The sequence below is a fragment of the Mesorhizobium loti genome (assembly GCF_013170705.1).
Taxonomy (GTDB): Bacteria; Pseudomonadota; Alphaproteobacteria; order Rhizobiales; family Rhizobiaceae; genus Mesorhizobium; species Mesorhizobium loti_D.
Genome location: NZ_CP033334.1, coordinates 6,698,904 through 6,715,383 on the forward strand (window position 1 = coordinate 6,698,904; position 16,480 = coordinate 6,715,383).

Here is a 16,480-nt window from a genome sequence, read left to right on the forward strand (position 1 = left end):
CATTATAGAGACCGGATGAGTTCCGGTTGGTCTGCGGCGTAGGCATCGATGACGAAGAACGTTGCCGGCACCCGATTTTGCGCCAGCAGCATCTCGAATGTGCAAAGTGGACCGTCGTCAAAAATCTCGGCTTTCGGAAGAAGTCGGAGAGTTCGAAATGGTCGGCCAGCTGCAACTCATTTCCCAGCACAACTTCCATCGCACGTCTGAGCTCATGGAAAGATTTTCTCCTTTCGGGCTCTTCTTTCGCAGTCGTCACACGAAGGGTAGCGGGTGATCGGTGTGTGTGAGGTGCTGTCGTCAATGCGACATTCCGGAAGATTGATAAAATTATTTGTTTCGATAAGACGCATCCACGCTGTGGATAGGGATACGTTTCAATGACGCAGCAAGCCTCTGGTTGCAGGAGCCATCCCGCATGGCCACTCCGCGCAACAGCTCGGCACGTCTCGGTCGCTGCTAGATGCTCAGCGCCTCACACTCGCTCTCCGGTTCAACGAAGCGCGCGGGCGGATCGCGCAAAGCACAAAGGTCACCGATCCGCGGGGCGGGTTCATCCTGTGGGTCGGGCTTCGGAAACATCGATTCGCTCGAACTCTTTCAGGCCTGCAGCGCCGGAATATCTGATCGCCCAAGGAAGACGTTCAGCGCCACGAACCGCTTTCGCTACAGCATTCCTCTTGGGCTGGGCGTGGGGCTATGGCTATGTCCAAGCCATCGCCAGTCGGCTGAGGGTGCCGGATATCAAACACCGCCGTCGACAGGCGATCGCTGCCGCGACCCGTATGGTTGGCGCTCCACAAGATGACCTGAATCGAGCGGCCGCGTCACGACACGCGCACTAAGCTGCCTCCTCGCGCGCGACGGTCGTGCTGGCCGCACACCCGGGAGCCACAATAAGTTTGTCGCGCCCCTTACAATAATTCATCAAGGCGTCTACCTCGGCAATCACGAGATCGGGCGTGATGTCGAACTTGCAGCGGACTTTGACTGGACAGCGCCGCACTTTGTCGAGACCACATTCGCGACATTCAACAACGCTCATAAGCATGCTGACCAGGGGACCACGAAACCCCCAAACCTCCGGTAGATGTGACGCGGTGAAAATGCCGACAGTAGGCCGGCCAAGCTGGCGCCTCCCGTCTTATCCGTTGAACGATTAAGCGGCAAACGTGACTGGCAATTTTGCAGTGTCGCGGCTGCGAGTGAAAGAGCAGCTCCGGCGTCCGGCCCCGGTCAGTCGGGAAAACCTTGCCGACCAGCGAGGGCAATGATGGGCGGAAACATGGGCTGTCTCCGCTAATTCAGCTGCGTGAAAGAGAGGTCGGCGTTCGAAATCGTTGACCTTCTGCAACTCATTCCCAGAACAATTTCCAGCGCACGTCTGAGCTCATTCAAAGATTTTCCCTTTCGGGTCCTTTTTCAAGCGACAAAGGCAACGGGTTCTCGGTGCGTGTCCGGGCTCTTGTCAATGCGAGATCCCGGAAGGTTGATCAAATAGTTTGTTTCGATGAGCGCATCCATACCATGGATAGTCGATGCGGACCGCGCCCAGCCCGCGAGTCCTGACATATGGGAAAGCAGCCGTTTCGGGCTCGATTTGCCCCCATCAACGCCCAAGGCGGCAGGCGGCCTTGCCCAAGCAACCTACGAGCTCTTCGCCGGCATGATCGAATTCGGCTTGGCCAACAATCTCACCCGGATCGTGACGGTGACCGATACGCGTATGGATCGGATCCTTCGCCTCGCAACGTGGCCATTGTCGCGCATCGGAAAGCCTCAGCCCGTCGGCAAAACGCAGGCGGTTGCCGGGTTTCTCGAGATCTCTCACGCCAGCCTGTTGCGCATCCGCTGGAGGGGACGTCTGAATGGGCCGGTACTGTGGCAACCGATTCGCGGCCTGCCGCACGGCCCATGCGGAGCTAAGACGTGAGCACCTTTGTTGGATCGCTGACGAACGAGGCCACCGCTGCAGAAGGATTTGGTGCGTGGATCCAGGGCTCGGAAGAGGGTTTGCTTCTTGTCGCCAAAACGAGTCATTGCGTCCGGCCCGGAGAAGCAAGCCACGGCGAGACGAAGGAGTGCGCTGGGCTGCATATCGCACCTGGGCCGAGTATTCTCCGTCTCCTCCCGCCGGCTTGCATGCTGTTAACGCAGGTGAGGACGCCGGCCATGAGTCCGCAGCTTTGACTCGACGGCCAATGATCGGCTCGTTAAACTGAAAGTGACCAATGGGCGGGAGCGTACGCCCGTTTCACATCACCAGCAATGACCTGAGGTCGCCGAGAACTCGGATAACTGGACGGCATCCCGATTCAACGTTTGGCAAAATAGAGAGTTCAGCGGCGAAAATGCCTATTTTCTATTCCTCGCGGAATGCGCGACTGATTTGGTCGGCCAGCGGCTTCACAAGATAGGAAAGCGCCGTACGCTCGCCCGTCTGGACCATCGCTTCGGCCGGCATGCCGGGCACGAGCGTCAGGTCCTTGAGTTTCGTCAGTTCCGCATGCGGGATTGAGAGACTCACCAGGTAATAGGAACTGCCGCTTTTTTCGTCCGTCACCAGATCGGCTGCGATCCGGCTTACATATCCATTCAATTCGGGCGTGGTTCTCCGATTGAAGGCTGACATCCGCAGCACAGCCTTGTGAAGGAGCTGGATTTGGTCGATGTCCTTCGGGTTGATCCGCACTTCTAGCGTCAGATCGTCGCCTTCGGGCACAATTAGCATGATCGGATCGGCGGGCGCGATCACTCCGCCGACCGTATGAATTGCGAGTTGTTGAACGATGCCTGACTGAGGCGCAGGCATTGGAACGCATAAAGCCCGGCAGCAAGCACGGCTATCCCCACCAGCGTCGGTACGCTGTGACTTGCCAGAACGCGGTCGTAGACCTGCAGCATGAACAGCGGCGAGGTCAGCGCAAGCACATTGACCACGCCACTTATCAACAAAATTCCCCCAATGGTGGAAGTCAGACCGGAAGGTCTCCACACTGAAATGTTCGAGAGATACTTGCTCAGGAGAATGCCTCCGTTAATTGTCGGCACAGCACGCGCAGTGCTCGCCAAATGGAGGAGCGACACTGATCGCGCCGGCTCGTTCATCAGCCATTGTGCTCCGCTCCTGCCAGGGGTCCGGACAGCCTCACCGCCTCAATGTGTACCTTCAGGACGGTCTACGACTAGCAGCCCTTTATCAAGGTGACATGCTGCGCCACGGCCATCGGCAAGTAGTGGAAAAGGAAGCGCCCCACGTGTGGGGCGGGTCCCATATCGACTTTCCGAATCAGACGAAGGTAAAGTCCGAGGCTGTCAGGCCCAGATTGGCCAGATCGGCCAAACTGTCCACACCGCCCAAATGGGTGAAGTCCTCCGCCTGGTTCTCGGAGGTGACATAGGCCAGACTCGCGAGTCCCTTGCCGTCGTTGGAGTGGTAGACGATGATGTCGCCGACGGTTTCGCCGGAGATGGCATTCGCGGCGTCAGAGGCAGAGGTGAACGATTTGTCGGTGATCACCACGACGTGCTCGCCATTCGCATCCGAGGCCTTACCGCTCTAGAAGCTGCTCACCGGGCGGCCAGACTCTGGGCTGGCGTTATTGATGAAGTTTGCGCCAAAACCATCGTTGAGGAGGCCTACGGCGTCGAAGGCGAAGGTGTCCTCCTTCGGATCGAAATCTTCGATAGTAGTGATGTCGCGCATCGGGAACACCGATTCTCCCCCAGGCTCCCCAGGCTCCCCAGGCTCCTCAGGATACTCCCAAGGCGTATGCATCCCAGGAATTGGATCGTGGAACTGGAACACGAAAGTGTCTCTATCGGCCCCGCCTGACAAAAAGTCCCGGCCGTCACCCACGTAGAGGACATCGTTGCCGCGACCGCCGTTGACCTCGTCATTGTCCTCACCGAGGACGCGCGGTACGTAGCGGCCGTTGTCGCCGGAGAGACTATCAGGGCCATCTTCGCCGGAGATTCGGTCACTGCCCTGACCGCCAATGACTCGGTCACTACCGCCGCCGGCCAAGATATAGTCAACGCCGTCACGCCCGTCGAGCCAGTCATTGACGTCGGAACCAAGTATATTATCGTCGCGATCGGTGCCGACGAGGGTTTCATCCCTCGGACCGCCCCGGTTAAAGTTTTCCATCGCAAACATTCCTTTTGATAAAGTCCACCCCTCCACCTGGCACCTTGCTATCCCTCACCAGACAACTGGGGAAATCGATTTGTTCGATAGAAACATTTACGAAATGGATGTGTGGCATCGGCTTCGTCCTTCTGCCTAGCAAGCAGTTGCCGGTCTCGATGGCGGCAGGCGACCTGGCTACTCAGCCGACCGGTCTGGAAAGTCGGTTCGTCAAACCGGACGAACCATGGTCCAGCGGTCAGAGGGCAGCGGCGGTTACGCCGTCACCCGACTGACGCTCCCGCAACTTCAGTAGTTTGAAAGGGCTAATTCATGTGCAAGAAGCTTTCTTTGGTCCGCCGCGCTCGTGCTTGTTCTCACGGTCCCAGCTCGCGCAGCAGGCTCCGGCATGCCCTGGGAACAGCCGCTGCAGCAGATTCTGGCCCTGTCGGCTCGAAGCTGGGATTTTGGCCAAGAAGGACGTTGTGGGAAAATTGTCCCGCTAATTGCGGGGAATGACAGGAGTTTGAGTATTTCGAATGAGGATTTTATCGGGCGTGGGAGCCTGAGCTTTTTCGACATGGATTTTGTGAACGGCAAGCCGGCCCCGCCGCGACTGGGATTGGCGCGTATGTTTCGTCCTTCTGCGTGCGTCGAATGTGACGCCGTGAACCAGTATGATTTCTCCGGACGGACTGCGCGCCGCCATTATGCCGAGATTTTGCAGTGTCTCCGCCAGAACGGCCCGATCGGGAAGAGCTGACATTGTGGATCGCTGGCGAACTGTGTCCGACCGGGCAATCGGTTGGCGCGATGCTCGAGCAGATTTTTCTTTGGTGCCGGGACCGTAGTATATACGGCCCGCGCGAGCGGCGCGAGACAGGAGAACAGGATGCCTGCGCGTGCGATCCGGCCAGAAACTCGGGACAGCTTATGGTTGATGCTGGGGACACATTGGCAGGGCTCGCTTGGCAAACCTGACAAGGCATTCCGCGCCACTACCGGCTGACGGCTGTCGTGTGCTTGGTAACACGCGCGAAGGGGCTGTTTCATGCAAGCTGCGGCGTTTCTGCGGCCATTCTAAAAACTGGCCTGCGACAACCTCCTGCACGAGTTAGGACCCATGCTTCCACGTGGTCAGGTCATTCGCGGAGGAGCACTTTCCGGGCATCGGCTGCCGACCGAACATAGCAGTAGCGGCCGATGCGAGGTTCAATGACGACCATCGCATGAAACGTGCGATCGGCGCACACCACGGAACCCCAATTGCAGAGCCAACCGGGCCCGGCCGGCGACGTAAGCAAGGGGCTCTCGCACAAGACAAGCAGGCGTTGTGATTATCCCACATCATTCGCAATTTAAATCAAATCCGTCTGTGGATAGTGACGATTGCGCGATCCTCACCTCGTAGATGGCTAACGCGGGCGGCAACTGAGAGGGTCACATGACAAGCGATTTTTCCGCCGCGCGAGTGCATTTAGATCGAGCGTATCATTACTTGCGTGGCGATGACCCGATGAGTCGGAGGGGGCGCGAAGCCTTGGATTTGCTAATTGAGGCGGTTGCCGTCGAAGAGTTCAAGCAGCCGCGACAAGACGCGGAGGTGCTAATGTTTCCGAATGGGCGCCGCTTCTGAGGCGATCTCCTGGTGGCCACCATGAACAATCCGAGCGCATTGACGCCCGCGGCATTGCCCAGATGATGCCGGGCAACCTGTTTCGCCCGGTCCATGTCAAGACGCTGACGAGCAGAAGGCGCCGGGCCCTGCTGATTGCGCGCAAACTCTTGCAGGACAAGGCGATCGCCATCCAGAACGACATCCGCGGGCTATTGCGCAACTTCGGCCTCAAGGTCGGCATGGTCGGCGCCGTCAAGTTCGAGGCCCGCATCCGCGAGCTCACCGAAGGGATGCCCGATCTGGCCGAAATCGTCGAACCGCTGCTCGAGGCGCGTAGCAAGCTGCGCGAGAATTTTGCCGCGCTTCACCGCAAACTTCTGGCCATTGTCCGCGGTGATGCGGTCTGCCGGCGGCTGACGACGATACCGGCGTCGGTCCGGTGGTGGCGCTGGCCTATAACGCGACCATCGACATTCCGGCCCGCTTCCACAACTCCAAGGCGGTCGGACCGATCCTGGGGCTGACGCCGGTGCTCCATGAGTCGGGCGAAAGGCGCCGCATCGGCCGGATATCCCGCTGCGGCGACGGCATGATGCGAACGCTGCTTTACGAGCCGCGCAGACACTGCTAACGCGCGTGACGAAATGGTCGTGGCTGAGGGCGTGGGCGATGAATGTTGCCAGGCGGCGCGGCCGACAAAAGGCCATTGTCGCATTGGCTCGCCGGCTGGCGGTGATCATGCATCGCATGTGGCGCGACGGCACAGAGTTTCGTTGGACGCGACAAGACATCATGCCGAAAGCCGCCTGATCGTGCGCCTGACCATCGCAGCCTCCGGCGCGCGGTGGCCGAGCCGAAACCAGGTCGGGGACGGCAGAACACGGAGATGAAACATGATCGCAGAGCGAGCGTGACAAGGATCACCCCATAAGGTTCCACCAGCCGGTGGAAAGAGCGTCCTTCGCGGGACGACGAATGAGGTGAGTTCGCGAGGGTTGCAGTACCGGTCGCATCACAACGATCAGGACGCTTCCGAGATTGTTCCGCCTCATGCTTCTCATCCCCATCAAGGCGACGGCCCCGAGCGCCGATCTCGTAAAGAAGCAAGACCCCGCGAAAGACCTCAGATGCCGGCGAAGCGGAAAGCTCGAAAAGCGCTTGACTTCAACACGCCGAATAGAGAAGCACCCCCCGTTGCTTAACAGCTGCAAAGACTAAGGGCGGGCCCGGCCGCTCAGACCACGGTCATAACGTCTGGTGAGGTGCACGTCAGGTTTGCGTCAGATCCGACATGTATGTTCGGCAGCCAGGGTGGGATGCCTTCCGTGCCGGCCCCTCTAGCAGACACAACACAGGAGAAAGACACATGGCACTAGTCAGTGGCAGAGACTTCAACGATCGTTTTGCATGGGAGGCCCGATGAGGACTTGATCCTCGACAACCAGAACAGGAACGATTTGCACAGCCCGGGCGACGGGCAGCGGGGGCGCCCCGGGGACGAGGAGATCGTTTGTGGCGACGACGCCGATTATGTGAACGGCGGTCCAGGCGACGATTCGATATGGGGCGGTGGCGGCGACGATTTTTTGTGCGGCAATGAGGGCTATGACTTCCTACATGGTGAGAGGGGCAACGATTCTCTGTTCGGCGGTGCGGGCAAGGATTATGTGTACGGCGAAGAGGGCGACGATCATCAGTTCGGCGGAGGGCGACGATCATCTGTACGGCGGAGAGGGCCGTGACCATCTCTACGGCGGCACAGGCGACGATCGTGTGGCCGGCGGTAAGGTCGACGATACTCTGGCGGGTGATGACGGCATGACATGATCTACGGTGGCAAAGGCGACGATCGTCTGTTCGGCGGTAAGGGCTCCGACGAGTTCGTCTTCGAAGCCCAGACCGGCAACGATAAAGTGATGGACTTCGAGGCGGGGCAGGACACCCTGTCGATCAGCGGGGTAATGATCAATGGCACTGAAGCTACGGTTGAAGTACTTGCCGGTCGCGCCTATCAGTCTGGCAAAGACACGGTCGTTGACCTCGAACCGGGTAATTCGATCACGCTCGCCAAAGTGAGTTTTGACGACTTTCACACGCACCCGGAACATTATTTTTCAGTCTAGAGCAACGGCGGTTGTGGACTGCATCCAAGGCAATGCGGGTGATAGCTTCGTGACTCAGGTAAGCGTGTAGGTCGCCCCAAGAGCTGGCTCCGCTTGTTTGGACAGCGCCCGCGGAATTTAAGTGGCATGCTGCCGGTTACGTTGAGCGCGGGGCTTTGCGATTTTGCTGCGGCGTCGGGAGGGCGTAGCCCGACCAGAGCTGCAGCAAAATCGCGCGGCGACGATCATGCGGCCGTCGCCATCGCTTGCGCGCCGAAATAAGCCTCGTCGGGCGTGCGCCCGTCAAGGCTCGAATGCGGGCGCCCTCCATTACAGAAGGCGAGATACCGGTCGTAGGCGCGCATGACCGCCTCGTATTTGATCGTGCGCCACAGCCGCTCGACGAAGACGTTGTCGCGCCAGGCACCTTTGCCATCCATGCTGATGGACACGCTCGCCGCCGTCAGCACGCCTGTGAACTCGAGGCTGGTGAACTGGCTGCCCGGTCCGAGTTGAAGATCTCGGGTCGGCCATGTCTGGCCAGGGCCTCCTCGAGCGCTTCGACGCAAAACGCCGCCTCCATCGTGATTGAGTCCCGATGGGCCAGCACCCGCCGGCTGAACACGTCGACGACGGCTGCCAGATAGACGAAGCCGCGCCGCATCGGGATGTAGCTGATGTCCATCGCCCAGACATGGTTCGGCCGTGCGATCTTAATCCCGCGCAACAGATAAGGGTAGATCTTGTGGCCCGCAGCTGGCTTGCTCGTGTTCGGGCGCCGATCGACCCGTCACAGTTCTACGATCCGTCCGGCCGAATGCCGGCATCGAATCAGGAGACTTCTGAAGCGTTATTGCAACCCCAGCTTCGTCTTCAGTTCGGCGTTCTCTCTGCGCAGGCGTTCCGCGAGCAGGCTCTTCAATCGCTTGTTTTCTTGCTCGAGGGCGAGCAGATCCTTCAGATCGTCGCCATCGGATGTAGGCGCCGCGGCCTTCTTCCAGTGATAATAGGTCTGTTCCGATATACCGGCCTGCTTTACGGCGCTCTTGAGAGTGGCGCTGCCGCTGATCGACGTCTCGATCTGAGCGAGCTTCTGGGCGCGCTCTTTTCCGGAGTAGACCTTCCGGGGGCTCCGCACGGCCGCTGCTGTTGCTGTTGCTTCCTTCGCCGGGGACGCCGTATTGGCGCCATTCTTGCGACCAGGCGCAGCCTTCGCCTCCCGCGACGGTGAGGATTTCTTCTTCGTTTCAGTTCCCCTGGGAGCAGGTTCGGTTGCAGTTTCTACTGATTCAGCGTCTGGGGGATTTGCCATGAGATTCTCCGCTCGCGGTTTGAGACCGTGTTCAGCATCAAGGGCTATGACATTAGAGTCAATCAGCCGACCATTTAGATCCATTTCTTTGAGCTCCCTTGTTGTGTCGGCTATGGCTACGGAGAGATCGACATCGCTCCAGATGGAACGGCCCCGTTTTTGATAATTGCGCTTTTGTTTGACCTCCACAGTGAACGGTCGGGTCTGCCGCCTCATAGGTTCTTCCTTGTTAGAACGAATTGCACAGAGGTCGCGGCTGACGACGACTGAACAACTGGCGCTCCCTCTGTTGCGCCCAGCTATATGGATGAGATAGCCCGAGAGCAAGCGGCACTTGCGGTGTGCATTGACAAATGCTCGTTCGAGCCACGTCGCTGCCTGTCGCAGCTTTGTTTTCGTATCGGTGCGTTTGCAGAGCTGGAACAACTGCTAGCGCGTCGCAACGCCATCGAGCACGTTTGAAGGGGTGGATCTGAAGGCATGGCGGTTTCTGCTGGGCGCACGCCAACGCCGCGCGGAATATTCACCGCGATGGCTCGATCAGATGGATCCGAGCTTGTCAGCGAATCTAAGCGCGGGTGCATGCAACGACACATCGTGACACAGTCGGGTAGTCGGAGCGTCTGATCGAGGTGGCCGACAAGGCGGTCATACCGTCGTGCCGCAATTGGGCGTCGACGGGTCAGGTTTTCACTTAGCGTTTCAATGGAATTCGGATATGAAAGTCCACCTAGCTCCAGTTGGATAGGCCTCGCCGGAAGTCATGATCGTCTCGTCCCAGTGAAGGTCGCAATCATTCGTGATTGCGACCTTCACTAGCCAGCTCCGGCCAATCATTGCGGGAGGATATGCAATACAGGTCGAGGCGTTGTCGGCGTTTCGGCCGGTAAGACGGGATAGGCGACCTCCGGTACTTTTCCGGTCAGCGAATTAAGGAAGGCAACGAGCAGGTCGACTTCTTTTTCCGTCAATTCTTGGCCGAGCTGGGTGGTCCCCATAATGGCGACGGCCTGTTTCAGATCCCAAACCTTGCCCGAATGAAAGTATGGCGCGGTGAGTGCTACGTTGCGCAACGGCGCCACGCGGAAAACATAGGAATCGTCGGCTTCACGGGTCACGGCAAATCGGCCTTTGTCGTTTTCCGGCAGGACATCGGTGTTGGGCTTTTCAACGAGGCCGAATGGGGCATAGCCCTCCCCACCCACGTTGATACCGCCGTGGCAGGACGAGCAGCCTTTGTCCATGAAAAGCGTCAGGCCCTGTTTCTGTTCGGAAGTCATAGCGGCGTCATCGCCGTTGAGGAAGGCATCGAAGGGCGCCGGTGTGACCAGTGTCGCCTCAAATGCTTCGATTGCCTTGGCGACGTTTTCGAAGGTGACGCGATCGGCTTCGCCCGAGAAAGCTGAATTGAACCACTCGACATATTGCGGCATCGACTTGAGCGTGGCGATGAGTTGACCTGGTGTGTTGGCCATTTCGACAGCGGCTTGGATCGGTGCCTTGGCCTGAACCTTCAGGTCTTCAGCACGACCATCCCAGAACTGCGCTATGTTGAAGACAGCGTTCAGTACCGTCGGCGCGTTCCGCGGTCCCTTCTGCCAACCATGGCCGATCGAGCTTTCATGATTGTCGTCGCCCCCGGTGGCCAAGTTGTGGCACGAATTGCACGACAAGACGCCTGACGCCGAGAGGCGTGGATCGAAGAACATTGCCTTGCCCAGGGCTATCTTCTCCGGTGTGATCGGGTTGTTGGCGACTGTCGGCGTGATGGATGGTAGAGCCTTGAAGGTGGCCCGTGCTGTTTCGCTGAGGTATACGGGGATCGTTTGTGCAGCAAAAGCGATGGCCGGCAACGCGACAGCCACCGTAGTGAATAGGATTTTCACGCGTGATCTCCCTGCGTTTTGCACGGAAGCCATTGTTGATATGCGGTTCGTGAACGCCTTGCGCTAAAGGCGGCAATCCTCTTTGCATAAAATCGATTCTGACGCGGACCTGACATATTGTCTTCCTTCGTTGCATTGCGCGAAGTCACCCACGATGAACGCCAGTCGGTATCTCCTGTCGCCTCTCGAGAAGCATCAAAAGTCGTGCCAACTGAGCAGAAGGAACCTCCGGCGGATTTTCTGGTCATCATTCAACAGGTTGAAGGAATTCGCAGCAAAGCGCAGCCCCACTCCGGTGTCGCGGATCTGACAGCCAACAGTCGGGCTGAAACAGAGAGATGTTGGTCCCTCAGCGTCTTGTCCGAAGGGCACCCGGCCTCCTGCATGGGCGGGAGGGGACCACACGGTATTAAAGCTCAAGATGAACGCCGCCGGCAAACATCGCTAGACAGTCCCGGCAGATACTTTGACGCTGGTCCGCGAGCTGGTGCGCCTAGTGCCCGACCGCCAGATCGCGGCTCCTCAATCGCGCCGCAAGCCGACGGCGCGTTAAAGCGGCCGCGCAATCATCGATGTGAGCATGATGACGGCGCTGCGCACTGTGTCGTCGTATTGTGGCCACTGGAGCAATCCTCGTAAAGCGAGCCAAGGTTCTTGATCTAAACGGCGGCGGCCGCCATATTAGCGTAGCGCCTCTCACACGTTCGAGAGTGATCGCATTTTTGGATGCCGCCGGCTCGGGCTGTTTCGGCATCCTATTTCAACATCGGCCGCCGCTTGTTTCGAGTTATCGAATGGCCGTTCTCTGCATTTGGAGGCAAAATGACCGCAACGCCTTTCGCGCTGCCCGAGGCAGTGCTTACCGCAATCTCAAATGGAAAACCCCTAATTCAGGCATGTCGGGAACATCTTGGCTATTCGACCGAGGACATTGCCGTGACCAGCGGTCTGACAGTCGAGGAGGTTGGGCTGATCGAATCTGGCAATTGTTTCGACAAGGGCTATCGCGATCGGATCGCTCGGGCGCTTGGCTTGGCTGAGAGTATCTTCGATGAAATCTCGGGTATCCCGAACGCTGCCTGACGTCGGCCTCTGAAGATTACCCGCCGCCTGCCAGGTCGGATCAAAATCCCAAGGGTATATCAATACCCTTACGGCGGCGGGGCGGTGGCAGAATTCTTATTTCTACGGAATCGATTCGCTCTGCGGAAGATCGGTCTCATGCTGGGCGACACGGATGTAACCCGCACGAGAGGCCAGATCTGTGGATAGTGAGAACCGCCTAGCCGCGTTGGTGGGTCGCAAGGAAGCCAACAAGAACTTGGGAACAAAAGACCTAAAGCGAAAATACGCAGGGGTGCCTGCCGAATTTGAGCGCGAGTGGGAATTTATCCGGTTCACGCGCCGCTTAGAGAATGGAAACGATCCGAGACGTGGCGCGCCGCGGCCATTATGAACGAACATAAGTCGCGACCGAGATGCGCATCACTTTGCCAAAGCCGTGCACGATGAATGGATCACAAAGTTCCGAGAGAATCGGAGCGAACAGTAGCACCGGCACACCGGCCGGTACGAGGGCATGTGGACAAAATATCCTACCCGATGGTGGCGCCGAACTACGGCACAACGATCAGCGCTTGTGAAGTCGAGCGGCTTAGCCGAAAGGTTTCGGCGAAACCGCCCGAGGCCATCAGGAAGGTTCGTCACGATGAAAGCGATCCCTTGCCCGTTCTGCGCAAGCTGCGAGATTAGGCCATATGAGACGGACGAGGCGCGCGTTGTGATGAAATGCGAGGACTGCGGTGCATCGGGGCCGGTCTGCATCGACGAAGTCAACGCCGTCGAAAGCTGGAATTACCGCCCATCTGCCCAGCCCGAATAGGATTGTTTACGTGGCATGGCGATAGCGATGCCCCTACGCCTAATGGCCCCGATCCGTCACCGGCGCGCAGGAGCGTATTATCTTCGTCAGCCGATGCCGCGTTTCTCTTCCGAGCCTCCGCCAATCGGGCCTGGCGCATGCTGGCCTACCCGTCAGAGTGCCAGGCCGCTCATGTCGCGCCTGCCGTACATGGCAACGAACCTCATCGCGCACCTGATCGACTGATATTGCCGATCACCTTCCGCAACTCGAGCGGCTGTAGCAGCGCATGCCGTTGCAGCGGGTGCAGCGGATGCACAAGCGTCGTCTGACAATCTCGCCGGAAAACTGCCGTCTCAACAATTCGGCCAGCCTGTCGTTGCGACATCGCTCACTAGCCATACTCATAAAACCTGTTCTGGTTTGCCTCGCCTTGCTTAGCCGGCGGTCGCCTGACAGCCCACATGCCGACGCAGGTTCGGTCTGCCAGCCACCGTAGGGCATGTGACGTTGGACTATCAGGTTCGACCGTATACGTCCTCAAGCCGCACGATGTCATCTTCGCCGAGATACTCGCCGCTTTGGACCTCGATCATCACCAGTCCAATATTGCCGGGGTTTTCGAGCCGGTGTTTGTGGCCGCAAGGGATATAGGTAGATTGATTAGTTGTCAGGAGTAGCTCCTGGTCGCCGTTGACTATTTTCGCAGTGCCGCTGACCACGACCCAGTGCTCGGAGCGGTGATGGTGCATCTGCAGGCTCAAGCGTCCGCCCGGCTTCACCTCGATGCGCTTGATCTTGAAGCGCTCGCTTTCCTCCAGAACCGTGTAGGTGCCCCAGGGCCGGTGCACGGTACTGTGAAGCAAGTGCGCTTCATGTCCCGCAGCCTTGAGGCCCTCGAAGAGTTTCTTGACGTCCTGGACGCGATCGCGGGACGCAACAAGCAATGCATCTGGGGAATCCACGATCACCAGGTCGCTGATGCCGACGGTGCCGATGACGCGTTTGTCCGAGCTTATGTAACTGCCCACGGTGTCGACCACGTGGACATCGCCGCGAATCCTGTTGCCGCTCCCGTCAGCGGGGACCAGTTCGGCCATTGCGTTCCAAGATCCAATGTCGTTCCACCCCATTTCGCAGGGAACGACGGAGAGATTGTGTGTTTTTTCCATCACCGCTCGGTCGAGTGAAATACGCGGCGCCATGGCGAAGTGCTCAGATGCGAGTTCGACGCTGGCAACATGTTCGCCGTGGCTGACGCGAGCGTTATCATAGCTGTCGAGAACGGCATTGATCACCTCCGGGCAATGCGCAGCCATTTCGTCGAGCATGACCTGCGCCTTGAAGCAGAAGATGCCAGCGTTCCAGAAGAAACGTTTGGACGCGACATAAGATTTGGCAGTCTCGGCGTTCGGTTTCTCGACGAACCGGACAACTTTCTCACCCTCGGCCTCGATGTAGCCGAATGCGGTGTCTGGCCTATCCGGGGTTATGCCCAAGGTTGCGATACGCCCCTGCTGCGCCTGTTCGATTGCCCGGCTCATGGCGGTTTGAAATGCTGGCAGGTCACCAATCATGTGGTCGGCGGGAAAAATGCACAGAACAGCATCGGGACCCTGTGTTGCCTTGGTATGGACGGTTGCCGCAGCAATGGCGGCGGCGGTATCCCGACCCTCAGGCTCAAGCAGAAAGGTGCGTGGCAAAACCACGGAATCCAGTTCGTCGAAAACGTCTTTTGTAAGGAAGAGGTGCCCCGTGGACGTCACGGTAACAAGCTCTACGACGTCCGGTATCGAAGCGGCGCGTAACACGGTGTGCTGGATGAGCGAATGTCCATCCGCCACCTTCAGGAAAGGTTTGGGGTGCGATTGCCTTGAGGCCGGCCAGAGCCGCGAACCAGCTCCACCGCTGATGATGACCGGAACCACTTTCATCAAAGGTCCTCTATCTCGTCTGTAAGCGCGAATGCCTGTGCCCTTTGCAGCGTCGAGGCGACGATTGCGATGGCCCTGCTCTCGGTCGAAGCTTCCGAGTAGCAGCGCAGTTCCGGGGCATTGCCGGAAGGCCGCAGATGTATGATCTCGCCCGTATGCATCCGCGCCCTGAGGCCATCGGTTTCGTCAACTTCGGCGACGGTCCCGAACGAGGCAAGAAAGTGCTGCAGTGCGTTCCAGCTTGCGAGATGATCCATCAATCTGCGTGAACTTTCCGAGGGGAAGTTCTGAAGCCGGTCACTGGCGCACACAGGAAGATTCCAAAGCCCGCGCAGTCGCGACAGCTTCTTTTTTGTCGATGCCACCGTACTGAGGACGGCCAAAATCGGGAGGAATGAGTCCCGCGTCGGCAGTGCAGTCAATGTCTTCCCATTCACCACACAATCCGAGCCCAGCAGAACACCACCATTGGCCTCAAAGCCGACGATGACGCCGCCGGCGCCGTGTAATGCTTCCATTGCTTCAATGACAAATGGAGACCCGACTTTCGTCCTCTGGACCGCGAAACCAAAGGCCTTCGAAATTCCCGAATTGGAGGTCACTGGCGTCACGATCGTGTCTGCCTTCAGGAAAAGAGCCGTTGCAAGCCCAACCAGGTCGCCGCGAAGAAGATCGCCATTTTCATCAGCGATGAGTGGCCGATCAGCGTCCGCATCGGTCGACACGATGGCATCGAGACCGAATTCGCGGACCCACTTCTTCAATTTCGCGATTGTTGCTGCGTCCACGGCCTCGGTATCGACAGGTACGAAGGTCCCGGTTTTCCCGACGGCGACCACGCTGGCACCGAGCGATCGAAGAACCTGTACCAACAGTTCCGCCGCGACCGAACTGTGCTGATAGACACCAAGTCTCATGCCGGAAAGTGAGCCCGGCTCCAGCATATTATGGGCGCGCTCTCGATAAGAGGCGATTGCTTCTTCACGGTGCATAGGCCACGTCGTTCCCAGACAAGCCGTTGGTAAGCAATACGCAACTGATCTTTCGGCTACAAAGCGCGTAATCGCGGCCTCATCCGCCTTGCTGATTTCACCATTCGGGCCATAGAACTTGATGCCATTGCGATCGGCTGGAATGTGCGACCCGGTTACCATAAGAGCCGCCGCGCCGTGTTTGCATGCATATAGTGCCAGCGCAGGCGTAGGTATGGTGCCGCAATCGATCGGCTGGAAACCATTTGCGGCCAACGCCGCCATGCAATTGTTGGCTATCGCCTGACTGCTGTCACGTAGGTCGCGGCCTACGAAGACCGAACTACTCGGCTGAACCCGGCTGGAAATCAAACGCCAAGCGAAAGCTTCGGCATAAAGTCCGCTGGCCTTGCCGACCAATTCCGAAGCCAAACCTCGAACGCCGCTTGACCCGAATTTCATGATTTCGCTTTGCTAGTGGACAGGCAGGGTGGGGTCATGTTGCAATGGGCTAGTACTTTCTAATGCAAGGGCCATCGCTCTCAGCCACCTGCTGTTCAGATATGCGGTCTCTACAACACGGTGTGGCGCAAGGACCCCTCAGAGTTCCGCCGAACAGCAGGGCATCCACTGGCACGGGGGCATCCACAGTTCTCCTTCTATTGGA

The 16,480-nt window shown here is 58.4% G+C and carries 12 protein-coding genes and 6 pseudogenes; 8 read left to right on the forward strand and 10 right to left on the reverse strand.

Annotation, left to right across the window (positions count from 1 at the left end; all coding sequences use genetic code 11):
* Positions 1 to 5: 5 nt before the first annotated feature.
* Positions 6 to 122, reverse strand: a pseudogene (locus tag EB815_RS32625) (polysaccharide deacetylase family protein); the annotation flags it as partial.
* 1,433 nt (positions 123 to 1,555) lie between these two features.
* Between EB815_RS32625 and EB815_RS32630 the strand changes: the two are divergent.
* Positions 1,556 to 1,933: pseudogene (locus EB815_RS32630) on the forward strand (acyl-homoserine-lactone synthase); the annotation flags it as partial.
* 429 nt (positions 1,934 to 2,362) lie between these two features.
* On the opposite strand, the pseudogene EB815_RS32635 reads toward EB815_RS32630, so the two are convergent.
* From EB815_RS32635 to EB815_RS32645, 4 genes and pseudogenes are all read right to left on the reverse strand, one after another.
* A pseudogene (locus tag EB815_RS32635) lies at positions 2,363 to 2,818 on the reverse strand (HlyD family efflux transporter periplasmic adaptor subunit); the annotation flags it as partial.
* A pseudogene (locus EB815_RS34180) lies at positions 2,806 to 2,997 on the reverse strand (type I secretion system permease/ATPase); the annotation flags it as partial. The pseudogenes EB815_RS34180 and EB815_RS32635, both read right to left, overlap by 13 nt.
* A gap of 292 nt (positions 2,998 to 3,289) precedes the next feature.
* On the reverse strand, positions 3,290 to 3,523 hold the full coding sequence (locus EB815_RS34185; protein WP_348625436.1) for a hypothetical protein: 234 nt from the start codon (positions 3,521 to 3,523) through the stop codon (positions 3,290 to 3,292).
* 36 nt (positions 3,524 to 3,559) lie between these two features.
* Positions 3,560 to 4,150 carry a calcium-binding protein gene (locus EB815_RS32645; RefSeq protein WP_348625435.1) on the reverse strand — a complete coding sequence of 197 codons (591 nt, stop codon included), beginning with the start codon at positions 4,148 to 4,150 and terminating at the stop codon, positions 3,560 to 3,562.
* Between the two features lie 388 nt (positions 4,151 to 4,538).
* On the opposite strand from EB815_RS32645, the gene EB815_RS34355 reads away from it, so the two are divergent.
* The 6 genes and pseudogenes from EB815_RS34355 to EB815_RS32675 all read left to right on the forward strand — a co-directional run bounded on the left by EB815_RS34355 (position 4,539) and on the right by EB815_RS32675 (position 7,870).
* The gene (locus tag EB815_RS34355) at positions 4,539 to 4,892 is read left to right on the forward strand and encodes a hypothetical protein (RefSeq protein ID WP_032920888.1); all 354 of its coding nucleotides are present in this window, start codon (positions 4,539 to 4,541) and stop codon (positions 4,890 to 4,892) included.
* 681 nt (positions 4,893 to 5,573) lie between these two features.
* Positions 5,574 to 5,765, forward strand: a complete 192-nt coding sequence (locus EB815_RS33865; protein WP_027047765.1) for a hypothetical protein — start codon at positions 5,574 to 5,576, stop codon at positions 5,763 to 5,765.
* 26 nt (positions 5,766 to 5,791) lie between these two features.
* Positions 5,792 to 6,557: pseudogene (locus EB815_RS32660) on the forward strand (IS110 family transposase); the annotation flags it as partial.
* Positions 6,558 to 7,174: 617 nt separating this feature from the next.
* On the forward strand, positions 7,175 to 7,489 hold the full coding sequence (locus EB815_RS32665) for a calcium-binding protein (RefSeq protein ID WP_171883336.1): 315 nt from the start codon (positions 7,175 to 7,177) through the stop codon (positions 7,487 to 7,489).
* Positions 7,413 to 7,574, forward strand: coding sequence for a hypothetical protein (locus EB815_RS34360; protein ID WP_171883337.1), 162 nt, complete (start codon positions 7,413 to 7,415; stop codon positions 7,572 to 7,574). Before EB815_RS32665 ends, EB815_RS34360 begins: the two co-directional genes overlap by 77 nt.
* Entirely contained in the window at positions 7,571 to 7,870 is a 300-nt protein-coding gene (locus EB815_RS32675; protein WP_019863242.1) for a M10 family metallopeptidase C-terminal domain-containing protein, read from the forward strand. The genes EB815_RS34360 and EB815_RS32675 overlap by 4 nt, the downstream gene beginning before the upstream one ends.
* Before the next feature lie 224 nt (positions 7,871 to 8,094).
* On the opposite strand, the pseudogene EB815_RS32680 reads toward EB815_RS32675, so the two are convergent.
* The 3 genes and pseudogenes from EB815_RS32680 to EB815_RS32690 form a co-directional block, all read right to left on the reverse strand.
* Positions 8,095 to 8,630, reverse strand: a pseudogene (locus EB815_RS32680) (transposase); the annotation flags it as partial.
* A gap of 69 nt (positions 8,631 to 8,699) precedes the next feature.
* Positions 8,700 to 9,377, reverse strand: coding sequence for a transposase (locus EB815_RS32685; RefSeq protein WP_081295191.1), 678 nt, complete (start codon positions 9,375 to 9,377; stop codon positions 8,700 to 8,702).
* A gap of 617 nt (positions 9,378 to 9,994) precedes the next feature.
* Positions 9,995 to 11,080 (reverse strand): cytochrome-c peroxidase, encoded by a 1,086-nt coding sequence (locus EB815_RS32690; protein WP_019863240.1) that lies wholly within the window; start codon positions 11,078 to 11,080, stop codon positions 9,995 to 9,997.
* Positions 11,081 to 11,869: 789 nt separating this feature from the next.
* Between EB815_RS32690 and EB815_RS32695 the strand changes: the two genes are divergently transcribed.
* Positions 11,870 to 12,130, forward strand: coding sequence for a hypothetical protein (locus tag EB815_RS32695; protein WP_027047760.1), 261 nt, complete (start codon positions 11,870 to 11,872; stop codon positions 12,128 to 12,130).
* A gap of 1,296 nt (positions 12,131 to 13,426) precedes the next feature.
* On the opposite strand, the gene EB815_RS32700 is transcribed toward EB815_RS32695, so the two are convergent.
* Both EB815_RS32700 and EB815_RS32705 read right to left on the reverse strand, forming a co-directional pair.
* Positions 13,427 to 14,842 carry a mannose-1-phosphate guanylyltransferase/mannose-6-phosphate isomerase gene (locus EB815_RS32700; RefSeq protein ID WP_019863238.1) on the reverse strand — a complete coding sequence of 472 codons (1,416 nt, stop codon included), beginning with the start codon at positions 14,840 to 14,842 and terminating at the stop codon, positions 13,427 to 13,429.
* The gene (locus tag EB815_RS32705; protein ID WP_019863237.1) at positions 14,842 to 16,275 is read right to left on the reverse strand and encodes a phosphomannomutase; all 1,434 of its coding nucleotides are present in this window, start codon (positions 16,273 to 16,275) and stop codon (positions 14,842 to 14,844) included. The genes EB815_RS32700 and EB815_RS32705 overlap by 1 nt, the downstream gene beginning before the upstream one ends.
* Positions 16,276 to 16,480: the final 205 nt, after the last annotated feature.